Below are 17,705 nucleotides of genomic sequence, written 5' to 3'. Positions count from 1 at the left end.
CGATCCTGGGATGTTCCGGGACGGCGATGGCCGAAAGCGTCGGCCGCATCAACCCACCTCATCCTGAGGCGCCGGGGCGGAGGCCTCGGAGGCCTCCAGAAAACGCGGTCGCTCCTGGCACCCGCCCGCGCGGCGACCGCGGCGCGGTCGCATCTCGGGATGAGGTTCAGGAGCGGGGTGGCGAGGGGTCAGGCCGCCTTGGCTTCCGGCTTCGCCGCCGGCTTGGCCGGCGCCTGGGAGCGCAGGCCGAGCAGATGGCAGATGGCGTAGACCAGATCCGAGCGGTTCATCGAGTAGAAGTGGAAGTCCTCCACGCCCTCGTCGACGAGGTCGAGCACCTGCTCGGCGGCGACCGCGGCGGCGACGAGGCGGCGGGTCTCCACGTCGTTGTCGAGGCCCTCGAACCGGGCGGCGAGCCAATAGGGCACCGAGGCGCCGGTGCGACGGGCGAAGCTGGCCGCTTGCTTGAAGTTCTGCACCGGCAGGATGCCGGGGATGATCGGGATGTCGATGCCGGCCGCGCGCACCTTGTCGCGGTAGCGCAGGTAGATCTCGTTATCGAAGAAGAACTGGGTGATCGCCTGGTCCGCCCCGGCATCGACCTTGGCCTTCAAGGCGTCGATGTCGGCATCGAGCGAGGCGGCTTCCGGATGCTTCTCCGGATAGGCCGAGACCGAGACCTTGAAGTCGCCGATCCGCTTGATGCCGGCCACGAGGTCTGAGGTCTGCGCGTAGCCGCCGGGATGAGGCCGGTAGCTGTGGCCGACGCCCTCGGCCGGGTCGCCGCGCAGGGCCACGATGTGGCGCACGCCCGCATCCCAGTAGGACTGCACCACCGCGTCGATCTCCTCCTTCGTCGCCGCGACGCAGGTGAGGTGGGCGGCGGGCTTGAGGCTGGTCTCGCGCACCATGCGCGCCACGGTGTTGTGAGTGCGCTCGCGGGTGGAACCGCCGGCCCCGTAGGTCACCGAGACGAATTTCGGCTGAAGCGGCGCGAGGCGCTCGATCGAGGACCAGAGGATCTTCTCCATCTCCTCGGTCTTGGGCGGGAAGAACTCGATCGAGACCCGGATCGGGCGGAAGCCGTCGCGGCTGGCGCGGTGTTGGGAGGCGTTGGGCATCTCTTCGTCCCTTCTCCTGGACGTCTGTCGTGGTGTCGGTCGTCGATGGAAGTCGGCCAGGGCCCGAAGTTCAGGCCACGGCGCGTTCGAGGGTTGGCGCCTCGATCGCGGCGGCGGTGTCGTGCGCGAGCCAGAGGGTGACGGTGAGCGGGTGCTCGATCCCGTCCTCCGGCGCGAGGTCGCGGCTCTCGACATCGCCCAGGCCCGCCTGGACGAGCCAGCCCGCGATCTGCTCCGCACCGAAACCGAGGCGGCGATGGGCTTGGCTCTCGCGCAACTGCTCCAAGGTGTGGGGCGCGAAATCGACCACGAGCAACCGCCCGCCCGGCGCGACGAGGCGGGCGGCCTCGCGCAGCGCCCGAGCCGGGTCGTCGAGGTAGTGCAGCACCTGATGCAGCACCACGAGATCGAAGCCGCCGCGGCCGAAGGGCGGCGCGTGGAGGTCGCCCTGGCGCAGATCGACCCGCGACAGGCCGAGCCGTTCGAGGTTGGCCCGAGCGACCGAGAGCATGGCATGGCTCGAATCGAGCCCGGTGGCGCGACCGGCGAGCGGTGCCAGCAGGCCGAGCATCTTTCCGGTCCCGGTGCCGAGATCGATCACGTGGCGGATCGGCCGGTCTCCGAGCGCCTCGATCACCGCCGCCTCGACGGCGGCCTCGGGCACGTGCAGGGAGCGCAGGCCGTCCCATTTGGGAGCGAGCCGGGCGAAGAAGGTCTGCGCCGCCTCGGCCCGTTGCGTCCGCACCGAGTCGAGCCGGGCGCGATCCTCGGAAAGCGGCGGCCCGGCGCGTTCCAGCGCTGCGATCAGGGGCTCGACGAAGCCGATGGCGGCCTCGCGCAGGCGGAAGAACGCCCAGGCGCCCTCGCGGTGACGCTCGATCAGGCCGGATTCGACGAGGAGCTTGAGATGGCGCGAGATGCGCGGCTGCGACTGGCCGAGGATGTCGGTGAGGTCGGAGACCGACAGCTCACCCTCGGCCAGCAGCGCGAGGATGCGCAGGCGCGTCTCCTCCGCCGCCGCCCGCAGCACGGCGAGCGCCTCGGCGAAAGGCACCGGGACCGGGGTCGCGCTGTTCGTGAGGCCGCTCTCGCTAGACATAAAGATATCTTTATGTGCGTAGCGGGCCGGTGGCAAGAGGTTTCGCTGACGACCCGGTCCCTTCGTCAGCGACGGGCCGCTACTGGTAGGCCTTCTTGAGGTCGAGGGTGCAGCGCACGCCGACCTCGTCGTAGCCCTCCGCGAGCCAAGCCTTGGCGGCGGCGCGGCCCTTGTCGCGTAGGCGCTCGATCATCCGCCAGCGGGCATCGATGCGCGAGGAGGCGGCGTAGTTGTCGAGCGAGTCGGTCCCGTCGATGCGGTGGAGGAAGACCCGCTCCAAGCCCGGAACCTGCCCCTGTCCGCCCTCGTCGATCAGGCCGTGCACGAAGTCGATGGAGCGCAGTTCCCGCATCAGGTTGGCGTTGAAGGTGATCTCGTTGAGACGGTCCTGGATGTCGCTGGCCGAGCGCGGGGTTTCGCGGCGTTCCACGGGGTTGATCTGCACGAGCAGGATGTCGCGGGTGCTCGACCCGTGCAGGGGGTAGAGGGCCGGATTGCCGAGGTAGCCGCCGTCCCAGTAGGGCACGCCGTCGATCTCGACCGCCTGGAACACCGTCGGCAGGCAGGCCGAGGCCATCAGGTGATCGACCGTGAGGCAATCGCGCTCGAACACCGCGAGCTTGCCGGTCCAGACGTTGGTCGCCGAGACGAAGACGTTGGCGGTGTCGGAGGCGCGCAGACGGTCGAAATCGACGGTGTGTTCCAGCGCGTCGCGCAGCGGATTGAAGTTGAACGGATTGGTCGCGTAGGGGCCGGGGTTGAGGGCCTTCATCCATGCTTCGGCGAAGGGGTTGCCCTTCCAAAAGTTGAAGAGGCCGTTGATCCAGCTCTGCTGCGAGGGCCGCAGGTCGGCGTCCAGGCTCGCCTCGCGCCAGAACTTCTCCAGCGCCGTGCGGGCTCCGTCGGGGCCGCCCGCGAGCCAGCCGTCCACGAGGACGACGGCGTTCATCGCCCCGGCGCTCGCACCCGTCACCGCCTCGAAGGCGACGCGCCCGTCCTCGATCAGCGCGTCGAGTACGCCCCAGGTGAAGGCGCCGTGCGAGCCGCCGCCCTGAAGCGCCAGCGAGACGGCCTTCTCCGCGCGCGGTCCGGCAAGGCCCCGAAACGCGGCGCCCGGCCGGGTCGAATCCGCGATCGGATCGGGAACGGCGGTCGCGGGGTTGTGGGCGTCGTCGTGAGACGGTCCGTCGAGGGTTCCGGTGCGCTCACGGGTATCGACCGGAGGCGAGCCGGCGGACCGAGCCTCGATCTGCTCACTGTCGGTGGAGTGAATGTCCGGGCTCGTCCTGTCCATCTTGCCTCACGTGATTTATTGCGATGCACATTCAAATGGTGCAAAGCAGCAAGTGTGCCCGTGCGGTTCTTTGACCCGCGGGCACGCGAATGCAAGGTATGATAAGGCGCTTTCGTCTCCTGACATCCTTGCATACGCTCGACATCCCGCTCGGGATGCGACATGGAAGCGGCCTCGTATCGAGGCATGCTGCGCATCCGTCCGCGCGGGCGCGGCGCGGAGACGATCTCCAGGTCGCGGATCGAACCGGATTCGGATAGGATCACGCCCGCGCCTGCGGGACGCCGAAAGCCGGCACGCGCGGACGACAGTTTGACCCGCGAAGGCACGATGGAAGTCATGGAAGCTCCCGACGCCCTGGCAAACCCGCTCGACTCCCGCAGCCCCAACATGACGGGGCCGGAGATCGCCGGGCCGGCACCGCGGCACCGCACCGTCGGCGTGCAGATCGGCAGCGGCGAAGGCGCCGTCACCGTCGGCGGCGGCGCCCCGATCGTCGTGCAGTCGATGACCAACACCGACACGGCCGACATCGACGGCACCGTGGCCCAGGTCGCCCAGCTCGCCCGCGCCGGCTCGGAACTGGTGCGCATCACCGTCGATCGCGACGAGGCGGCGGCCGCCGTGCCGAAGATCCGCGAGCGGCTCGACCGCATCGGCGTGCACGTGCCGCTGGTGGGCGACTTCCACTATATCGGCCACAAGCTCCTGTCCGACCATCCGGCATGCGCCGAGGCGCTGGCTAAGTACCGGATCAATCCGGGCAATGTCGGCTTCAAGGAGAAGAAGGACACTCAGTTCTCGACCATCGTCGAGCAGGCCGTGAAGTACGGCAAGACGGTGCGCATCGGCGCGAACTGGGGTTCGCTCGACGAAGCCCTGCTGACGCACCTCATGGACGAGAACGCCCGGTCGCCCCGTCCCATCGATGCCCGCGCGGTGATGCGCGAGGCCATGGTGCAGTCGGCGCTGACCTCCGCCGACCGGGCGGTGGAACTCGGCCTGCCGAAGGACCGCATCATTCTGTCGGCCAAGGTCTCGGCGGTGCAGGATCTGATCGCGGTCTACCGCGAAGTGGCGCGCCGCTCCGACTACGCGATCCATCTCGGCCTGACCGAGGCCGGCATGGGCTCGAAGGGCATCGTCGCGGCCTCGGCCGCCATCGGCGTGCTGCTGCAAGAAGGCATCGGCGACACGATCCGCTACTCGCTGACGCCCGAGCCCGGCGGCGACCGGACCGTGGAGGTCAAGGCCGCGCAGGAACTCCTGCAGACCATGGGCTTCCGCACCTTCGTGCCGCTCGTGGCGGCGTGCCCCGGCTGCGGTCGCACCACCTCGACGACGTTCCAGGAATTGGCTCGCGACATCCAGAACTGGATTTCCACCTCCATGCCGGAGTGGAAGAAGACCTATCCGGGCGTGGAAGGCCTCAACGTTGCGGTGATGGGCTGCATCGTCAACGGTCCCGGCGAGTCGAAGCACGCTGATATCGGCATCTCGCTGCCCGGCACCGGCGAGAGCCCGAGCGCACCGGTCTTCATCGACGGCAAGAAGGCGATGACCCTGCGCGGCGCCACGCTCGCCAAGGACTTCGAGACGATCGTGGTCGATTACATCGAACGCCGCTTCGGCCAGGGCAAGCGCGACGCCGCCGAGTGAGCCCCTCGGGTGGGCCGGCTCCCGAAACCTTCGCGGTGAGGGAAGCGGCCCGCCCTTCGTTGTCCGAACCGGGCCGCCCTGTTGGCGGACCGCCCGCGTTCCCTGCCCCCCGCCTCGCACCCGCCATGACGTTCCGGTTCGAGCCTCGCGAACCGAACGCGGACGATGTTCCTGTGCCGCGAGACGGCTCGCGGTGGTGTGGCCGCCTCGGGGGCGTCGCGGTGACCGGCGCGCATCGATCCGCATCTCCGACGCATTCCCTTCATGCGACTCCGGCACACCCGGCCGGACGACGCGCGAGCCCAGGCACGCCTGCCCGATGACCCAGCCCGACAGCCCCCATTCCGCCGGATCCAAGCCGCCGGACGGCCCCGTCGCCGCTCCCGCGGGCGGGCCGGCGCCCGGCGAGGGAGGCCCGGTCGCGGCCTCGGCGGGCGCGGTCGATGCGACCCAGGAGGAAGCGCACGGCCACGCCAAGACCGGCTTCTGGGCCCTCACGGTCGGTTCCGTCGGCGTCGTCTACGGCGATATCGGCACGAGCCCGCTCTACGCCTTCCGTGAGGCGCTGGCGCCTTCGCGCACCGACGGCATCCTGCTCCCCGAGGAGGTGATCGGCACCGCCTCGCTCATCATCTGGGCGCTGCTCCTGATCGTGACGATCAAGTACGTCGCGATCCTGCTGCGCATGGACAACAACGGCGAGGGCGGCATCCTCTCGCTGATGGCCCAGGCCCGCCACGCGCTCGGCGGCTCCAAGATCGTGTTCATGCTGGGCCTGCTCGGCGCCTCGCTGTTCTACGGCGATTCCGTCATCACCCCGGCGATCTCGGTGCTCTCCGCGGTGGAGGGTCTGAAGCTCGTCACGCCCGCCTTTGACGATTACGTGCTGCCGATCACGGTGGCGATCATCCTTGGCCTGTTCGCGGTCCAGAGCCACGGCACGGCGCGGGTCGCGACCTTCTTCGGGCCGGCCATGGTGGTGTGGTTCCTGGCCATGGCCGCCGCCGCCCTTCCGCACATCGCCGGCAATCCCGGCGTGCTCGCCGCCTTCAATCCCTGGTACGCCGTGCATTACCTGCTCGGCCACGGCACCGGCGCGCTCGTGGCGCTCGGCGCGGTGTTCCTGGCGGTGACCGGGGCGGAGGCCCTGTTCGCCGATCTCGGCCATTTCGGGCGCCGCCCGATCCAGGTGGCGTGGCTCGGCCTCGTCGCGCCCTGCCTCGTTCTGAACTATCTCGGCCAGACCGCCCTCGTATTGGCCAAGCCCGAGACCACCGATCCGTTCTACCAGCTCGTGCCGGAATGGGGCCTGATCCCCATGGTGCTGCTGGCGACACTCGCCACGGTGACGGCGAGCCAGGCGGTCATCACCGGAGCCTTCTCTCTGTCGCGGCAGGCGATCCAGCTCGGCATGCTGCCGCGCATGGAGATCCGCCACACCTCCGAGTCGCATTCCGGCCAGATCTACCTGCCGCAGATCAACACCCTGCTCGCCCTCGGCGTGGTGATCCTGGCGATCACCTTCCGCTCCTCCTCGGCGCTGGCTTCGGCCTACGGCATCGCCGTGACGGGCACGATGCTGCTCACCGCCTCCATGGCCTACGTGGTGCTGTGGAAGGTCGTGCGGCTCTCGCCGCTCGTCTCGGCGGCGATCATCGTGCCGTTCATCGTGCTGGAGACGCTGTTCCTGCTCTCGAACCTCCTGAAGCTGCACGAGGGCGGCTACGTGCCCCTGCTGCTGGCCGGCGGCCTGATGCTGATGATGTGGACCTGGGTGCGGGGCGTCACGATCCTGTTCAACAAGACCCGCAAGACCGATGTGCCGTTGGTCGAACTCGTCGGCATGCTGGAGAAGAGCACCTCCTACCAGAGGGTGAAGGGCACCGCGGTCTTCCTCACGAGCGATCCGCAGATCGCCCCGGCCGCATTGCTGCACAACATGAAGCACAACAAGGTGATCCACGAGAAGAACGTGGTGCTCACCGTCGAGACCATGGACCGGCCCCGCGCGACGAAAGGGGAGCGGGTGCGCATCGAGCCCGTGGGCTTCGGCTTCTACCGGGTGGTGATGCGCTTCGGCTACATGGAGACGCCCAACATCCCGCGCACCCTGACGCTGCTCAAGCCCCAGGGCTTCAAGTTCGACATCATGTCGACCTCGTTCTTCCTGTCGCGCCGCTCGATCCGTCCGGCGGCTCATTCCGGCATGCCGCTCTGGCAGGATCGGATCTTCATCACGCTGGCCAAAAACGCCAACGACGCGACGGACTTCTTCCAGATCCCGACCGGCCGTGTCGTCGAGGTCGGCACGCAGGTGACCGTGTAGACCATCGTATGGGACGATCGGGCCGGATGCATTCCGGCTCGGTCTGCCAACGAAGGGTTGTGCACAATCCTGTGGCCTGCCGGCTACAGGACGACCATTTGCGCGCGACCGACTTGCACCCCCTGGCGCCGCCCCGTACGGCTTGGCTTGCGAAAAGCAAGTAACAACAACACTTTAGCATAATTCCAAACAACCGACCTGCCGGGTTCCGCGTGTCTCCTGCGGAGGGTTCCGGCTGCGCCGGGCGGAGGGACCACGGTGATGGAGTCGGTACACACTCTCGTAGGCATCCGCGCCCTGCGGACCGCGGTCCTGGCAGGCGCCTCGCTGGTCGCCCTCACGGTTGGCGCCGCGGCGCAGGCGACGGCGCGGCTGGAAGAGTTGTCGGTCGAAGGCAGCGGCCGGGGCGCGGGCGCCACCGGCGGAGGGCAGGCTGCCCAACGCGGACCCGACGGGCGTGCCGCGCCCGAGGATCCCCGCGGTCCCGTCCAGGGCTACGTCGCCACCCGCTCGGCCACCGCGACGAAGACCAACACGCCCCTCATCGAGACCCCGCAATCGATCACCGTCGTGGGTCGCGAGCAGATCGACGCGCAGAAGGCTCAGACCCTGACGCAGGCGACGCAATACACAGCCGGAATCTATTCAGGCACCTTCGGTGCCGACACCCGCGTCGACTACTTCACCCTGCGCGGCTTCATCGCCAGCGATTACGGCATCTACCGCGACGGCCTCCAGGTGCTGAACTACGGCTTCGGCACCTTCAAGGTCGAGACCTTCGGCCTGGAGCGGATCGAGGTTCTGCGCGGGCCCGCCGCGGTTCTGTTCGGAGCGGGCAACCCAGGCGGCATCATCAACCAGATCACCAAGCGGCCGACGACCCAGCCCTTCGGCTATGTCGAGGTCGGCGGCGGCTCGTTCGGTCAGGTCTACGGCGCCTTCGACATCGGCGGGCCGGCCGACGATTCCGGGCATTGGTTCTATCGCCTCACCGGCTTCGGCCGGCAGGGCGGCACCCAGGTGGACAATGCACCCGACGACCGCGCCTATATCGCACCGGCCCTGACCTACCGCCCGGATGCCGGCACCTCGCTGACCATCCTGACCAGCTATCAGCGCGACTCGACTGCCGTCACCGCGAACTTCCTGCCCTATTCCGGCACCGTGCGGCGCAATCTCAGCGGCCTGCGCATCCCGCGCTCGCTCAACGTCGGCGATCCGGCGATCAACACCTTCCAGCGCGAGCAGGTCTTCGCCGGCTACGAGTTCGAGCACGCCATCGACGAGACCTGGACCTTCCGCCAGAACCTCCGCTACTCGTTCAGCGACGCGTTCCAGAACTCGTACCTGAACCAGACCGGCTACATCGACGCCGCAACGGAGACGGTTCTCAACCGCTACCAGTTCCTGACCAGCTCGAAGGTCGGGATCTTCCAGGTCGACAACCAGGCCGAGGCGCGCTTCTTCGACGGCTTCTTCGCCCACGATCTGCTGATCGGCCTCGACTACAAGCGCTACGATCTGCACGACAACCAGGGCACCAATTTCGCGAATTTCTACCCCGTTCCGGGCCTGAGCCTCCTCAACCCCGTCTATGGCCAGATCAGCGGCCGCCCGTCGCCCTACCTCGTCAACGCCGATACGTTCCAGCAACTCGGCATCTATGCCCAGGACCAGATCAAGCTCACCGACCGCCTGACCCTGGTTCTCGGCGGCCGCCAGGACTTCGCCGACAACGTGGTGCGCGACCGGCTCACCCCGGCCAACAGCAGCCGCCGCAGTGACGAAGCCTTCAGCGGGCGCGCCGCCCTCATCTACAACTTCCCCGAGGGGCTAGCGCCCTATGTCAGCTACTCGACCTCGTTCCAGCCGCAGATCGGCTCGGACGCCAACCGCCGCAGTTTCGCGCCCGAATACGGCGAGCAGGTCGAGGTCGGCGTCAAGTTCGAGCCCGTCGGCTACGGCTTCTTCCTGACGGCGGCGGCCTTCGATCTCGTGCGCCAGAACGTGCTGCAGCCGGTGCCCGGCACCTTCTTCAGCTCCCAGCTCGGCGAGGTGCGCTCGCGCGGCGTCGAGGTTCAAGCGGTTGCCAACCTCGCGCAGGGCCTGAACCTCGTGGCGGCCTTCACCGCCTACGACCTTCAGACCATCAAGGGCGAGGCCGATCAGGTCGGGCGCACGCCGACCCGCATCCCGGAGGTGCTGGCCTCGGTCTTTGCCGACTACACGATCCCGACCGGCGACTGGCGCGGCTTCGGCTTCGGCGGCGGCGTCCGCTATGTGGGGCGTTCCTTCGCGAACGTGGCCAACACCCTGATCGTGCCGGACTACGTGCTGTTCGACGCGCAGGTCCACTACACCTGGGACAATTGGCGCGCGGCGATCAACGCCACCAATATCGGCGACCGCCGCTTCGTCTCCTCGTGCATTTCGGCCAACGAGTGCTTCTATGGCGATGCTCGCCGCGTGCTTGCGAGCGTGAGCTACAAGTGGTGAACCGCCGCAGGGCCCCGCTCCGGGCCCTGCACCATCTTGGAGGCGACGGGCTGCCGGTCTATCTCGGGGTTTCGTAAGCGGATCATGAGAATCCGCCGCCCGAGGAACGCCGATGATCGCCCGCCCCCTCTTTGCCGCCCTCCTGATGGTCGGGATGGCTTGCCCTGCCGGTGCGCAGGAAACCGCCCCGCCCCCGGCGCAGCCCGCGCCGCAGGAGCCCTCGAAGGAGGCCGCACCCCCGCGGCCGATCCGCAACGCGCCGAGCCCGCGGGCGCTGGAATTTGCCGCCTACATCTTCTCGGCGGTCAATGTCTGCGGCTACCGGCTCAACGCGCCCGAGTTCGAGGCGCTGCTCGCCAAGCAGAACACGCGGCCCGAGGACGTGAGCCCCCGAGGGCCCTTCGGCAACCGGGTGATCGGCATCTTCACGCTGATGTCCAACCAGATGAACCTCAACCGCGAACAGGCCTGCCTCGCGGTGGCCGGCGAGTACGGCCCCGAGGGGAACGTGGTGAAGAACGTCCTGCTGCCGCCGGGCTCCGGCGAGCCGGTCCCCGCGCCTGAGGGCAAGCCGGCGCAGCCATAGCGCTGCCCACCGGCCCAGGGCGGGCACGGACAGCGGAGGGCGCGGGATCGGTGCGCCGCCAACTCGGCGGCTCCCCGTTCCCGCGAAATGCTGTAGAGGGACGGGCGATACCCGCGTCCGACGCTCCCGCTGGCTCTCGTCGACTGACCCTCGCCCATGTCCGCAACCGATCCCGTGCTTCGCCCTCAGCCGCGCCCCGGCGTGCTCGCCATCGAGGCCTACGTGCCCGGCAAGAGCGCCGCGCCGGGCGTGGCGAAGATCCACAAGCTCTCCTCCAACGAGACGCCTTTGGGCCCGAGCCCGCACGCGATCGAGGCTCTGCGCGCGGAGGCCGCGACGCTGGCCCTCTATCCTGACGGCAGCGCGACCCGCCTGCGCACGGCGATCGGCGCGCGCTACGGGCTCGATCCCGCCCGCATCGTCTGCGGCGCCGGTTCGGACGAGCTGCTGACGCTGCTGGCGATGGCCTTCGTCGGGCCGGGTGACGAGGGCATCTTCTGCGAGCACGGCTTCCTCGTGTACCGCATCGCGATCCTCACCGCGGGCGGTACGCCGGTGGTGGCGCCGGAAACGAACCTGACGGCGGATGTCGATGCTATCCTCGCCGCAGTCACGCCCCGCACCCGGATCGTCTACCTCGCCAACCCCAACAACCCGACCGGCACCTACCTGCCGTTCGAGGAGGTTCGCCGCCTGCATGCCGGCCTGCCCGGCAACGTGCTCCTCGTGCTCGACGGGGCCTATGCCGAGTACGTGCGCGCCAACGACTACACCGCCGGCCTCGAACTGGCGCTCGACGCAGCCAACGTCGTGATGACGCGCACCTTCTCGAAGATCCACGGATTGGCGGCGCAGCGCATCGGCTGGATGGTCGGGTCCGAGGCCGTGGTCGATGCGATCAACCGCATCCGCGGGCCGTTCAACCTCTCGGCGGGCGGCATCGCGGCGGGTGCTGCGGCGATCGCCGACGAGGCCCACGTCGCGGCAGCGGTCGCCCACAACGACGAATGGCTCGCCTGGCTCACCCGCGCGGTCGAGGCGCTGGGGCTCACCGTGACGCCGAGCGTCGGCAACTTCCTGCTCCTGCACTTCTCGGACAGGCCCGGCCGCACGGCGGCGGAGGCGGATGCGCATCTGACCAGCGCAGGCGTGATCGTGCGGCGCGTCTCCTCCTACGGCCTGCCGAACGCCCTGCGGGTGACGGTCGGCGGCGAGGAGGCCAATCGCGCCTTCGTGGATGCGTTGGCCGCTTTCCTGGGAGCCAAGCGTCCGTGACGGTCGTCAAGCGCCTCGCCATCGTCGGGCTGGGCCTGATCGGCTCCTCGGTCGCCCGCGGCGCCCGGACCTACGGTCTTGCCGACGCGATCATTGCGATCGACCGCGACGCGGGCGTGATCGAGCGGGTGATGGCCCTGGGTCTGGCCGAGGCGACAAGCACCGAAGCCTCGGCGGTGGCCGAGGCCGACCTCGTCATCCTCTGCGTGCCGGTGGGCGCCATCGGCGCGGTGGCGGCTGAGATCGCGCCGCACCTGAAGCCCGGCGCGGTGGTGTCCGATGTCGGCTCGGTCAAGGCCGCGGTGGTGGCGGCCGTCACGCCGCATCTCTCGCCAGACAACCCGTTCGTGCCGGCGCATCCGGTGGCGGGCACCGAGTATTCCGGGCCGGATTCAGGGTTCGCCACCCTGTTCTCGAACCGCTGGTGCATCCTCACCCCGCTGGAGGGAGCCGACGCGGCGGCGGTGGAGCGGGTGCAGGGCCTGTGGCAGGGCTTGGGCGCCATCGTCGAGACCATGACGCCCGAGCACCACGACCTCGTGCTCGCCATCACCAGCCACGTGCCGCACCTGATCGCCTACAACATCGTCGGCACGGCGGCCGACCTCGAAGAGGTCACCCAGTCGGAAGTGATCAAGTTCTCCGCCGGCGGCTTTCGCGATTTCACCCGCATCGCGGCCTCTGACCCGACGATGTGGCGCGACATCTTCCTGACCAACCGCGACGCGGTGCTGGAGATGCTCGGGCGCTTCAATGAGGATCTGTCGGCCCTGTCGCGGGCGATCCGCTGGGGCGACGGCGAGGCTCTGCACGAACTGTTCACCCGCACCCGCACCATCCGCCGGGGCATCGTCGCCATGGGCCAGGAAACGGCCGAGCCGGATTTCGGCCGCGCCCGCAACGCGGCGGCGCCCGCGGCGAAGCAGAGCTGAAGGAAAGGGCGCCCGAGATGCGCACATTCGCCATCGTTGCCGTCGTCGAGGGCGCGGCGCCCGATCTGTTCGAGTGGCTCGCCTTCCACCGGGCGGTCGGCGTGCGCCACTTCGTGATCTACGACAACGGACTCGACGGTGAGGCCGCGGCGCTCCTGAAGGCGCACGCGGCGATCGGGGTCACCACCCTGCCCTGCCCGACCCGCATCGACCGCACGCCGCGCTTTGCGGCCTACGACCATTTCCTCGCCTCGTGGGCGCGGCTGTTCCGCTTCGCCGCCTTCCTCGGCACCGATGAATTCCTGGTGCCGGCCCCCGGCCGTTCGATCGAAGACTGGATCGCCCGCATCCCGCCGCATGCCGGTGCGGTGGTGGTCAACCGGCGCGTCTTCGACACCGCGGAGCCGGACGGCCCGGCCTCCGGGCTCGTCCTGCGCCGCTTCCCTCGCGCCTTCACGAAGGCGGACCGCGCGGAGAACCGCGTCGTCACATCGATCTACCGGCAGGGCGCCGTCGCCACGATCGCCGACGCGCACATGGCGGAACTCGTGCAGGGCGAGCGGCTGATGAGCGATTTCGGACCCGCCGAGCCGGACCCGCAGCGGCCCGGCGCGATCCTCGCCGTGCGGCACGGGGAGATCCGGCTCAACCATTATCCCCGTCCTGCTCCGGGCGCATCGGCACCCGAAACGCGCGCAGAGACGGAGCCGTGCGCCCGGACGGCGAGCTGGGTGCGGCCGACCCTCGACGAAATGCGCCATCTCCTGACGTACCTGGAGAGCGTCGCACCGGCCGAGGCCGCGCGGCTGCGCGCGCGCACCGCTGCGGTGCCCGAGCTGGCGCAGCCGGTCGCGCTGCGGGAGCATCGCCTGTGGCGGCTGCGCCATCTGCACAGGCTGCGGGTGGAAGCCGCCGGGCGCTTCGTTCGGCGCAAGATCTTCGGGGCACCGCGCCCCTGGTAGACGAGGGCCGGAGCATCTGCGTAGCGGGCGCTCGGATCAGGCCGCAATGCGGATCGTCGAGGGGATTTCGTCCACGACGCTCGACAGGCGGCCGTCTGCGTCTCGCGTCACCAAGCCGAGTTCCGCCAGCGCCACCACATCTTCGTGTACGCGCCGGACATCCCGCCCGAGCGCTCGGGCGAGGGCACGGATGCCGCTCTCGGGCGAGCGCCGCAGGTGACGCAGGAGTTCGTGGCGTTTAGGCGTCATGCCAACCTCGAACCGGCTCCACGGGGCGCTCTTCGGACCCGGAAGGCCGAGCAATCACTCAGTACAGGGCGGGCAGCGCCACGTTCGGCACGGCGAGCGGGCCGAGCATCAGGCGCCCGTCGCCCAGGCGCAGCGTCGGCAGGGGCTTGAGACCGTTGGGGCTGTCCGCCGCCTGCGCTTCGCCGGCTGCGCCCTCGCGCTTGCGCAGCCCGCCGAGGAACTGGCCGACGAGATTGCCGATCAACGCACCCTTGTCTGAGCCGAAGCGCTGGCCCATCACCTGCCCGACCAGGGCTTCGAGCCCCAGCGCGCGGATGTCGAAGCGCCCCTCGGGCCGATGGGCCTCGTCGAGGCCGACTTCGCCCTTGGCTTGGAGACGACGCTCGCCCTTGGCGATCGACAGGCGGGTCACGTCGAGGCGGCCGTCGGCCCGGCGCCATTTCTCCAACTCCCGCGCCACCGTGCCGGTGCGTAGCACCGTGGCCCGCTCGATGGTCGTGTCGAGATCGACGTCGGCCGGGTCGCCGCTGCCGCTGAGGGCATCGAGCCGCGGCACGGCGGCCTTGGCGAGGCGCAGGCTGAGGTCGACGGCGCCGTCGCTCTCGAAGCGGCCCGGAGTCGGCCGGGCATGTAGTTCGAGGTGTTGAGCGGCGAAGTCCACCGGGCCCGGATCGGGGGATTGCACCGTGCCCTTGGGGCCATCGACGACGAGGGAGGCGCGGTTGAAGCCGTTCGAGGCAGCGTGGAAGCTCGCCTCGAGAGATGTCCAGGTCACATCGGCGGTCAGTTCGCCTTGCTCGACATGGAAGGGGCCGGCGACTTCGAGAACGGCGTGGCGCGGATCGTAGACCTGTACCACGGCGGTGGTCGGCCCGAGGGTGAAATTGCCGTCGGAGCGGGCGAAGCGGACCGAGCCGCAGCGCAGTTCGAGGCGGAAGGGATAGCCGGTGATCGAGCGGTCGGCGCAGGTCCATTCCCGGCCGGCCTGAGCCTCACGGGCGAGCCACGCATCCATCTCGCTCTCGGCCTTGCCGCGGATGAAGAACCACGCGGCGGTCCAGGCGATGGCGAGGGTAGCGAGCAGAATGTAGGGAAGGAAAAGGCCAACCCGCCTGCGCCGCGGGAGCGGTCCGCCGGGAATCGGATCGGGTGTCTGCGCCATCGGCCTCGTTCCTGCGCGGCCCGGCAGGAGAGGCCGGACGCCCCGTGTTTGGAGACCGGGGCTGTCCAAGGCAAGGGCCCCGCCCTCCCCCTGGCTTTCAAAGGCCGGAGAGGCGACGTCGGCGGCGTCGAGTCAGGCGCTTGCCTGCTCCGTGTCGGCAGCGAGGTCGAGCACGACGGCGCGGCGCTCGGTCTCGCCCTCGGCGAGGCGGTGAACGTGCATCTCCGTCGCGCCGCCCTGGCGGGCGCGGGCCAGCCAGTTGCGGTGCAGGCGCTCGCGCGGCCCCTTGCCGGTCGCGGCGATGGAAACGGCCTGGGCAATGCCGGCCTCGTCCCGCCGCACGGCGATGACCACCGCCTCATCGACCTCGGCAAGGTCGGGCGCGGCCAGCTCGTGGACGCCGACGACGTAGCGGCGGCCGGACCGGCCGCGCCACGCGCTCAGGGCGGGGGCGGCAGCACCGCGCAGGCCCGCCATGGTTCGGAGACGCTCCTCGCGCACATCCGCTCTCCGGGATCGATCGTCCTTGAGATCGCGAAGCGCGACCGACCAGGACAGGGCTCGTTTGTTCGCCATTTGTTCTGTTCTACAGCGCTCGTCCGACCACCGTCAAGGCGCTGGTTCGGAAGGGGTTCCGGGGTCAAGATAAGGTGGGGATCGCCGCTTGGTTCCACAAGCGAGGGCGCCTTGCCGCGTCCCGATTCGGTCGAGCGATCATCGTCCCGCCGCACAGCATTCGTAAAGCATGGGTCTGGCAGGGTGACCGGGCACGATGCCTGCCGTAGAAGATGCTTGCCGTACAAGCGGGGCAGCGTGCTGCGCTTGGGTTCGCAGCGACGGTTTTCGGACGGATCGACGTGACGCGGCGGGGAACAGCCTTGGGGCGGGTGATGGGTGTGGCGAGGAACAGGCCGGGGGTTCAGATCGCGCGGCTCGCGCTCGCCGCCGGCCTCGCGCTGAATCTCGGCGCCTGTTTCCGTCCCCTCTACGGGCCGACGGCGTCGGGCGAATCGATGCAGGGCTTGCTCGCGGCGATCCAAGTGGATGACGTGAACATGGCCCAGGACCAAGAGCGCCTCGGGCACTACCTGCGCAGCGAACTGATCTTCGATCTCGACGGCTCCGGCCAGCCGGCCGTGCCCAAGCGCTACCGGCTGAAGATGCAGGGCTCCGAGCAGGTCCAGACGCCGATCGTCTCCTCGACCACGGCGCGGGCGGAAGCCGGCACCATCGTCGGCACGGTGAAGTTCTCTTTGGAGAGCCTGGACGGGCGCCGCATCCTCACCGAGGGCGTCGCGACCAGCACCGCGACCTATGATCGCTCGATCCAGCGTTTCGCCTCGCTGCGTGCCGCGCGCGACGCCGAGATCCGCCTCGCCAAGGTGCTGGCCGACCAGATCAAGACCCGGATCGCCTCCGTCCTCACCGTCAAGACGAATCCCTGACGGGCGTGGCATGACGGCGGTCAAAGCCGGCGACGTCGAGGGGCTGATCCGGCGCGGCCCCGATCCGCGTATCGCGGTGGTTCTGATCTACGGGCCCGATGTCGGTCTCGTCGCCGACCGGGCGATGCGGCTGGTCCGGGGGATGGTCGCCGACCCGGACGACCCCTTCGCCCTCATCCGGATCGACGGCGACACCCTCGCCTCCGATCCGGGCCGTCTGGTGGACGAGGCCGGCACCGTCGGCCTGTTCGGCGGCAGCCGCACGATCTGGGTGCGCTCCGGCAGCCGCAACTACGCCCCGGCCGTCGATGCGGTGCTGAAGGCGCCGACCGAGGGTGCCCGCATCGTCGTGGAGGCGGGTGATCTGGCCCGCTCCGCCCCCCTGCGCACGCTGTGTGAGGGCTCGCCCAGGGCGCTCGCTCTGCCATGCTACCCCGACGACGAGCGCACGCTCGCCGACCTGATCGAGCGCACATTGCAGGAGGACGGGCTGCGCATCGACCGCGACGCCCGCGACCTGCTGACGGGCAGCCTCGGCAGCGACCGCCGCGCCAGCCTCTCCGAGATCGGCAAGCTCGCTCTCTACGCCCGCGGCCAGGGCAGCGTCGGCGTGGACGACGTCGAGGCGATCGTCAGCGATGTCGGGGCGAGCGTCCTCAACGCGCTGATCGACGCAGCCTTCGCCGGCCGTGCCAGCGAGGCCGAGCGCGAGTATCGCCGCTTCCGCCACGAGGGGATGGACCCTTCGGCGATGCTCGGGGCCGGTTTGCGCCATGCCCTCACCCTGCTGTCGCTGCGCCTCGACAATCCACGCGGCAGCGCGAGCCAGATCGTTGCCAATTGGCGCGGCCTGCATTTCCGCCGCAAGGCGCTGGCTGAAACCCAGCTCGCCCGCTGGTCGGCACCGGGGCTGCAGCAGGCCGTGGCCTGGCTTCAGGACGCGGTGCTTGCCTGCCGCCGCTCCGAACCGGACCTCGCCCACGCCCAGGCGCAGGGTGTGTTTTTGCGCATCGCCATCGAAGCCGCGCGGCGGCGGGCCTGACAGGACGAAACAATCGAGACATCCTCCCGGCGTATCGCATCCCCCCATGCCATCGGC

At 69.5% G+C, this 17,705-nt stretch carries 15 protein-coding genes; 9 read left to right on the top strand and 6 right to left on the bottom strand.

The genetic code is table 11. From position 1 onward, the window contains the following. Nucleotides 1–188 precede the first annotated feature (188 nt). The 3 genes from metF to J2W78_RS20225 all read right to left on the bottom strand — a co-directional run bounded on the left by metF (nt 189) and on the right by J2W78_RS20225 (nt 3,514). Nucleotides 189–1,121 (bottom strand): methylenetetrahydrofolate reductase [NAD(P)H], encoded by a 933-nt coding sequence (gene metF, locus J2W78_RS20235; protein ID WP_253373396.1) that lies wholly within the window; start codon nt 1,119–1,121, stop codon nt 189–191. 70 nt (nt 1,122–1,191) lie between these two features. After that, a complete protein-coding gene (locus J2W78_RS20230) occupies nt 1,192–2,220 on the bottom strand; it encodes an ArsR/SmtB family transcription factor (protein ID WP_253373395.1) in 1,029 nt (342 codons plus the stop codon). Nucleotides 2,221–2,299: 79 nt separating this feature from the next. After that, entirely contained in the window at nt 2,300–3,514 is a 1,215-nt protein-coding gene (locus J2W78_RS20225; protein WP_253373394.1) for a patatin-like phospholipase family protein, read from the bottom strand. A 330-nt stretch (nt 3,515–3,844) separates the two neighbouring features. Here J2W78_RS20225 and ispG point away from each other — a divergent pair, with 330 nt between their 5' ends. The 7 genes from ispG (at nt 3,845) to J2W78_RS20190 (ending at nt 13,750) form a co-directional block, all read left to right on the top strand. Further along, nucleotides 3,845–5,173, top strand: coding sequence for a flavodoxin-dependent (E)-4-hydroxy-3-methylbut-2-enyl-diphosphate synthase (gene ispG / locus J2W78_RS20220; RefSeq protein WP_437178534.1), 1,329 nt, complete (start codon nt 3,845–3,847; stop codon nt 5,171–5,173). Nucleotides 5,174–5,492: 319 nt separating this feature from the next. Next, nucleotides 5,493–7,499: a potassium transporter Kup gene (locus tag J2W78_RS20215; protein WP_253373392.1), complete on the top strand. Its 2,007-nt coding sequence runs from the start codon at nt 5,493–5,495 to the stop codon at nt 7,497–7,499. Nucleotides 7,500–7,760: 261 nt separating this feature from the next. Further along, on the top strand, nt 7,761–9,995 hold the full coding sequence (locus tag J2W78_RS20210) for a TonB-dependent siderophore receptor (RefSeq protein WP_253373391.1): 2,235 nt from the start codon (nt 7,761–7,763) through the stop codon (nt 9,993–9,995). A gap of 112 nt (nt 9,996–10,107) precedes the next feature. Continuing rightward, a complete protein-coding gene (locus tag J2W78_RS20205) occupies nt 10,108–10,581 on the top strand; it encodes a hypothetical protein (protein WP_253373390.1) in 474 nt (157 codons plus the stop codon). 156 nt (nt 10,582–10,737) lie between these two features. Further along, entirely contained in the window at nt 10,738–11,856 is a 1,119-nt protein-coding gene (locus tag J2W78_RS20200; RefSeq protein ID WP_253373389.1) for a pyridoxal phosphate-dependent aminotransferase, read from the top strand. After that, a complete protein-coding gene (locus J2W78_RS20195; protein ID WP_253373388.1) occupies nt 11,853–12,788 on the top strand; it encodes a prephenate/arogenate dehydrogenase family protein in 936 nt (311 codons plus the stop codon). The genes J2W78_RS20200 and J2W78_RS20195 overlap by 4 nt, the downstream gene beginning before the upstream one ends. A gap of 17 nt (nt 12,789–12,805) precedes the next feature. Next, nucleotides 12,806–13,750, top strand: coding sequence for a glycosyltransferase family 2 protein (locus J2W78_RS20190; protein ID WP_253373387.1), 945 nt, complete (start codon nt 12,806–12,808; stop codon nt 13,748–13,750). Between the two features lie 36 nt (nt 13,751–13,786). On the opposite strand, the gene J2W78_RS20185 is transcribed toward J2W78_RS20190, so the two are convergent. The 3 genes from J2W78_RS20185 to J2W78_RS20175 all read right to left on the bottom strand — a co-directional run bounded on the left by J2W78_RS20185 (nt 13,787) and on the right by J2W78_RS20175 (nt 15,638). After that, nucleotides 13,787–13,999, bottom strand: coding sequence for an HVO_A0114 family putative DNA-binding protein (locus tag J2W78_RS20185; protein ID WP_253373386.1), 213 nt, complete (start codon nt 13,997–13,999; stop codon nt 13,787–13,789). Nucleotides 14,000–14,057: 58 nt separating this feature from the next. After that, on the bottom strand, nt 14,058–15,161 hold the full coding sequence (locus J2W78_RS20180; protein WP_253373385.1) for a DUF2125 domain-containing protein: 1,104 nt from the start codon (nt 15,159–15,161) through the stop codon (nt 14,058–14,060). Between the two features lie 132 nt (nt 15,162–15,293). Further along, a complete protein-coding gene (locus J2W78_RS20175; protein WP_253373384.1) occupies nt 15,294–15,638 on the bottom strand; it encodes a hypothetical protein in 345 nt (114 codons plus the stop codon). Between the two features lie 413 nt (nt 15,639–16,051). On the opposite strand from J2W78_RS20175, the gene lptE reads away from it, so the two are divergent. Together lptE and holA are read left to right on the top strand one after the other, a co-directional pair. Continuing rightward, nucleotides 16,052–16,606 (top strand): LPS assembly lipoprotein LptE, encoded by a 555-nt coding sequence (lptE, locus tag J2W78_RS20170; RefSeq protein WP_253374100.1) that lies wholly within the window; start codon nt 16,052–16,054, stop codon nt 16,604–16,606. 10 nt (nt 16,607–16,616) lie between these two features. After that, nucleotides 16,617–17,648 (top strand): DNA polymerase III subunit delta, encoded by a 1,032-nt coding sequence (gene holA, locus J2W78_RS20165; protein ID WP_253373383.1) that lies wholly within the window; start codon nt 16,617–16,619, stop codon nt 17,646–17,648. Nucleotides 17,649–17,705: the final 57 nt, after the last annotated feature.

The sequence above is a fragment of the Methylorubrum extorquens genome, assembly GCF_024169925.1.
GTDB classification, from domain to species: domain Bacteria; phylum Pseudomonadota; class Alphaproteobacteria; order Rhizobiales; family Beijerinckiaceae; genus Methylobacterium; species Methylobacterium extorquens_A.
This window is presented reverse-complemented; position numbering and strand designations above follow the sequence as displayed.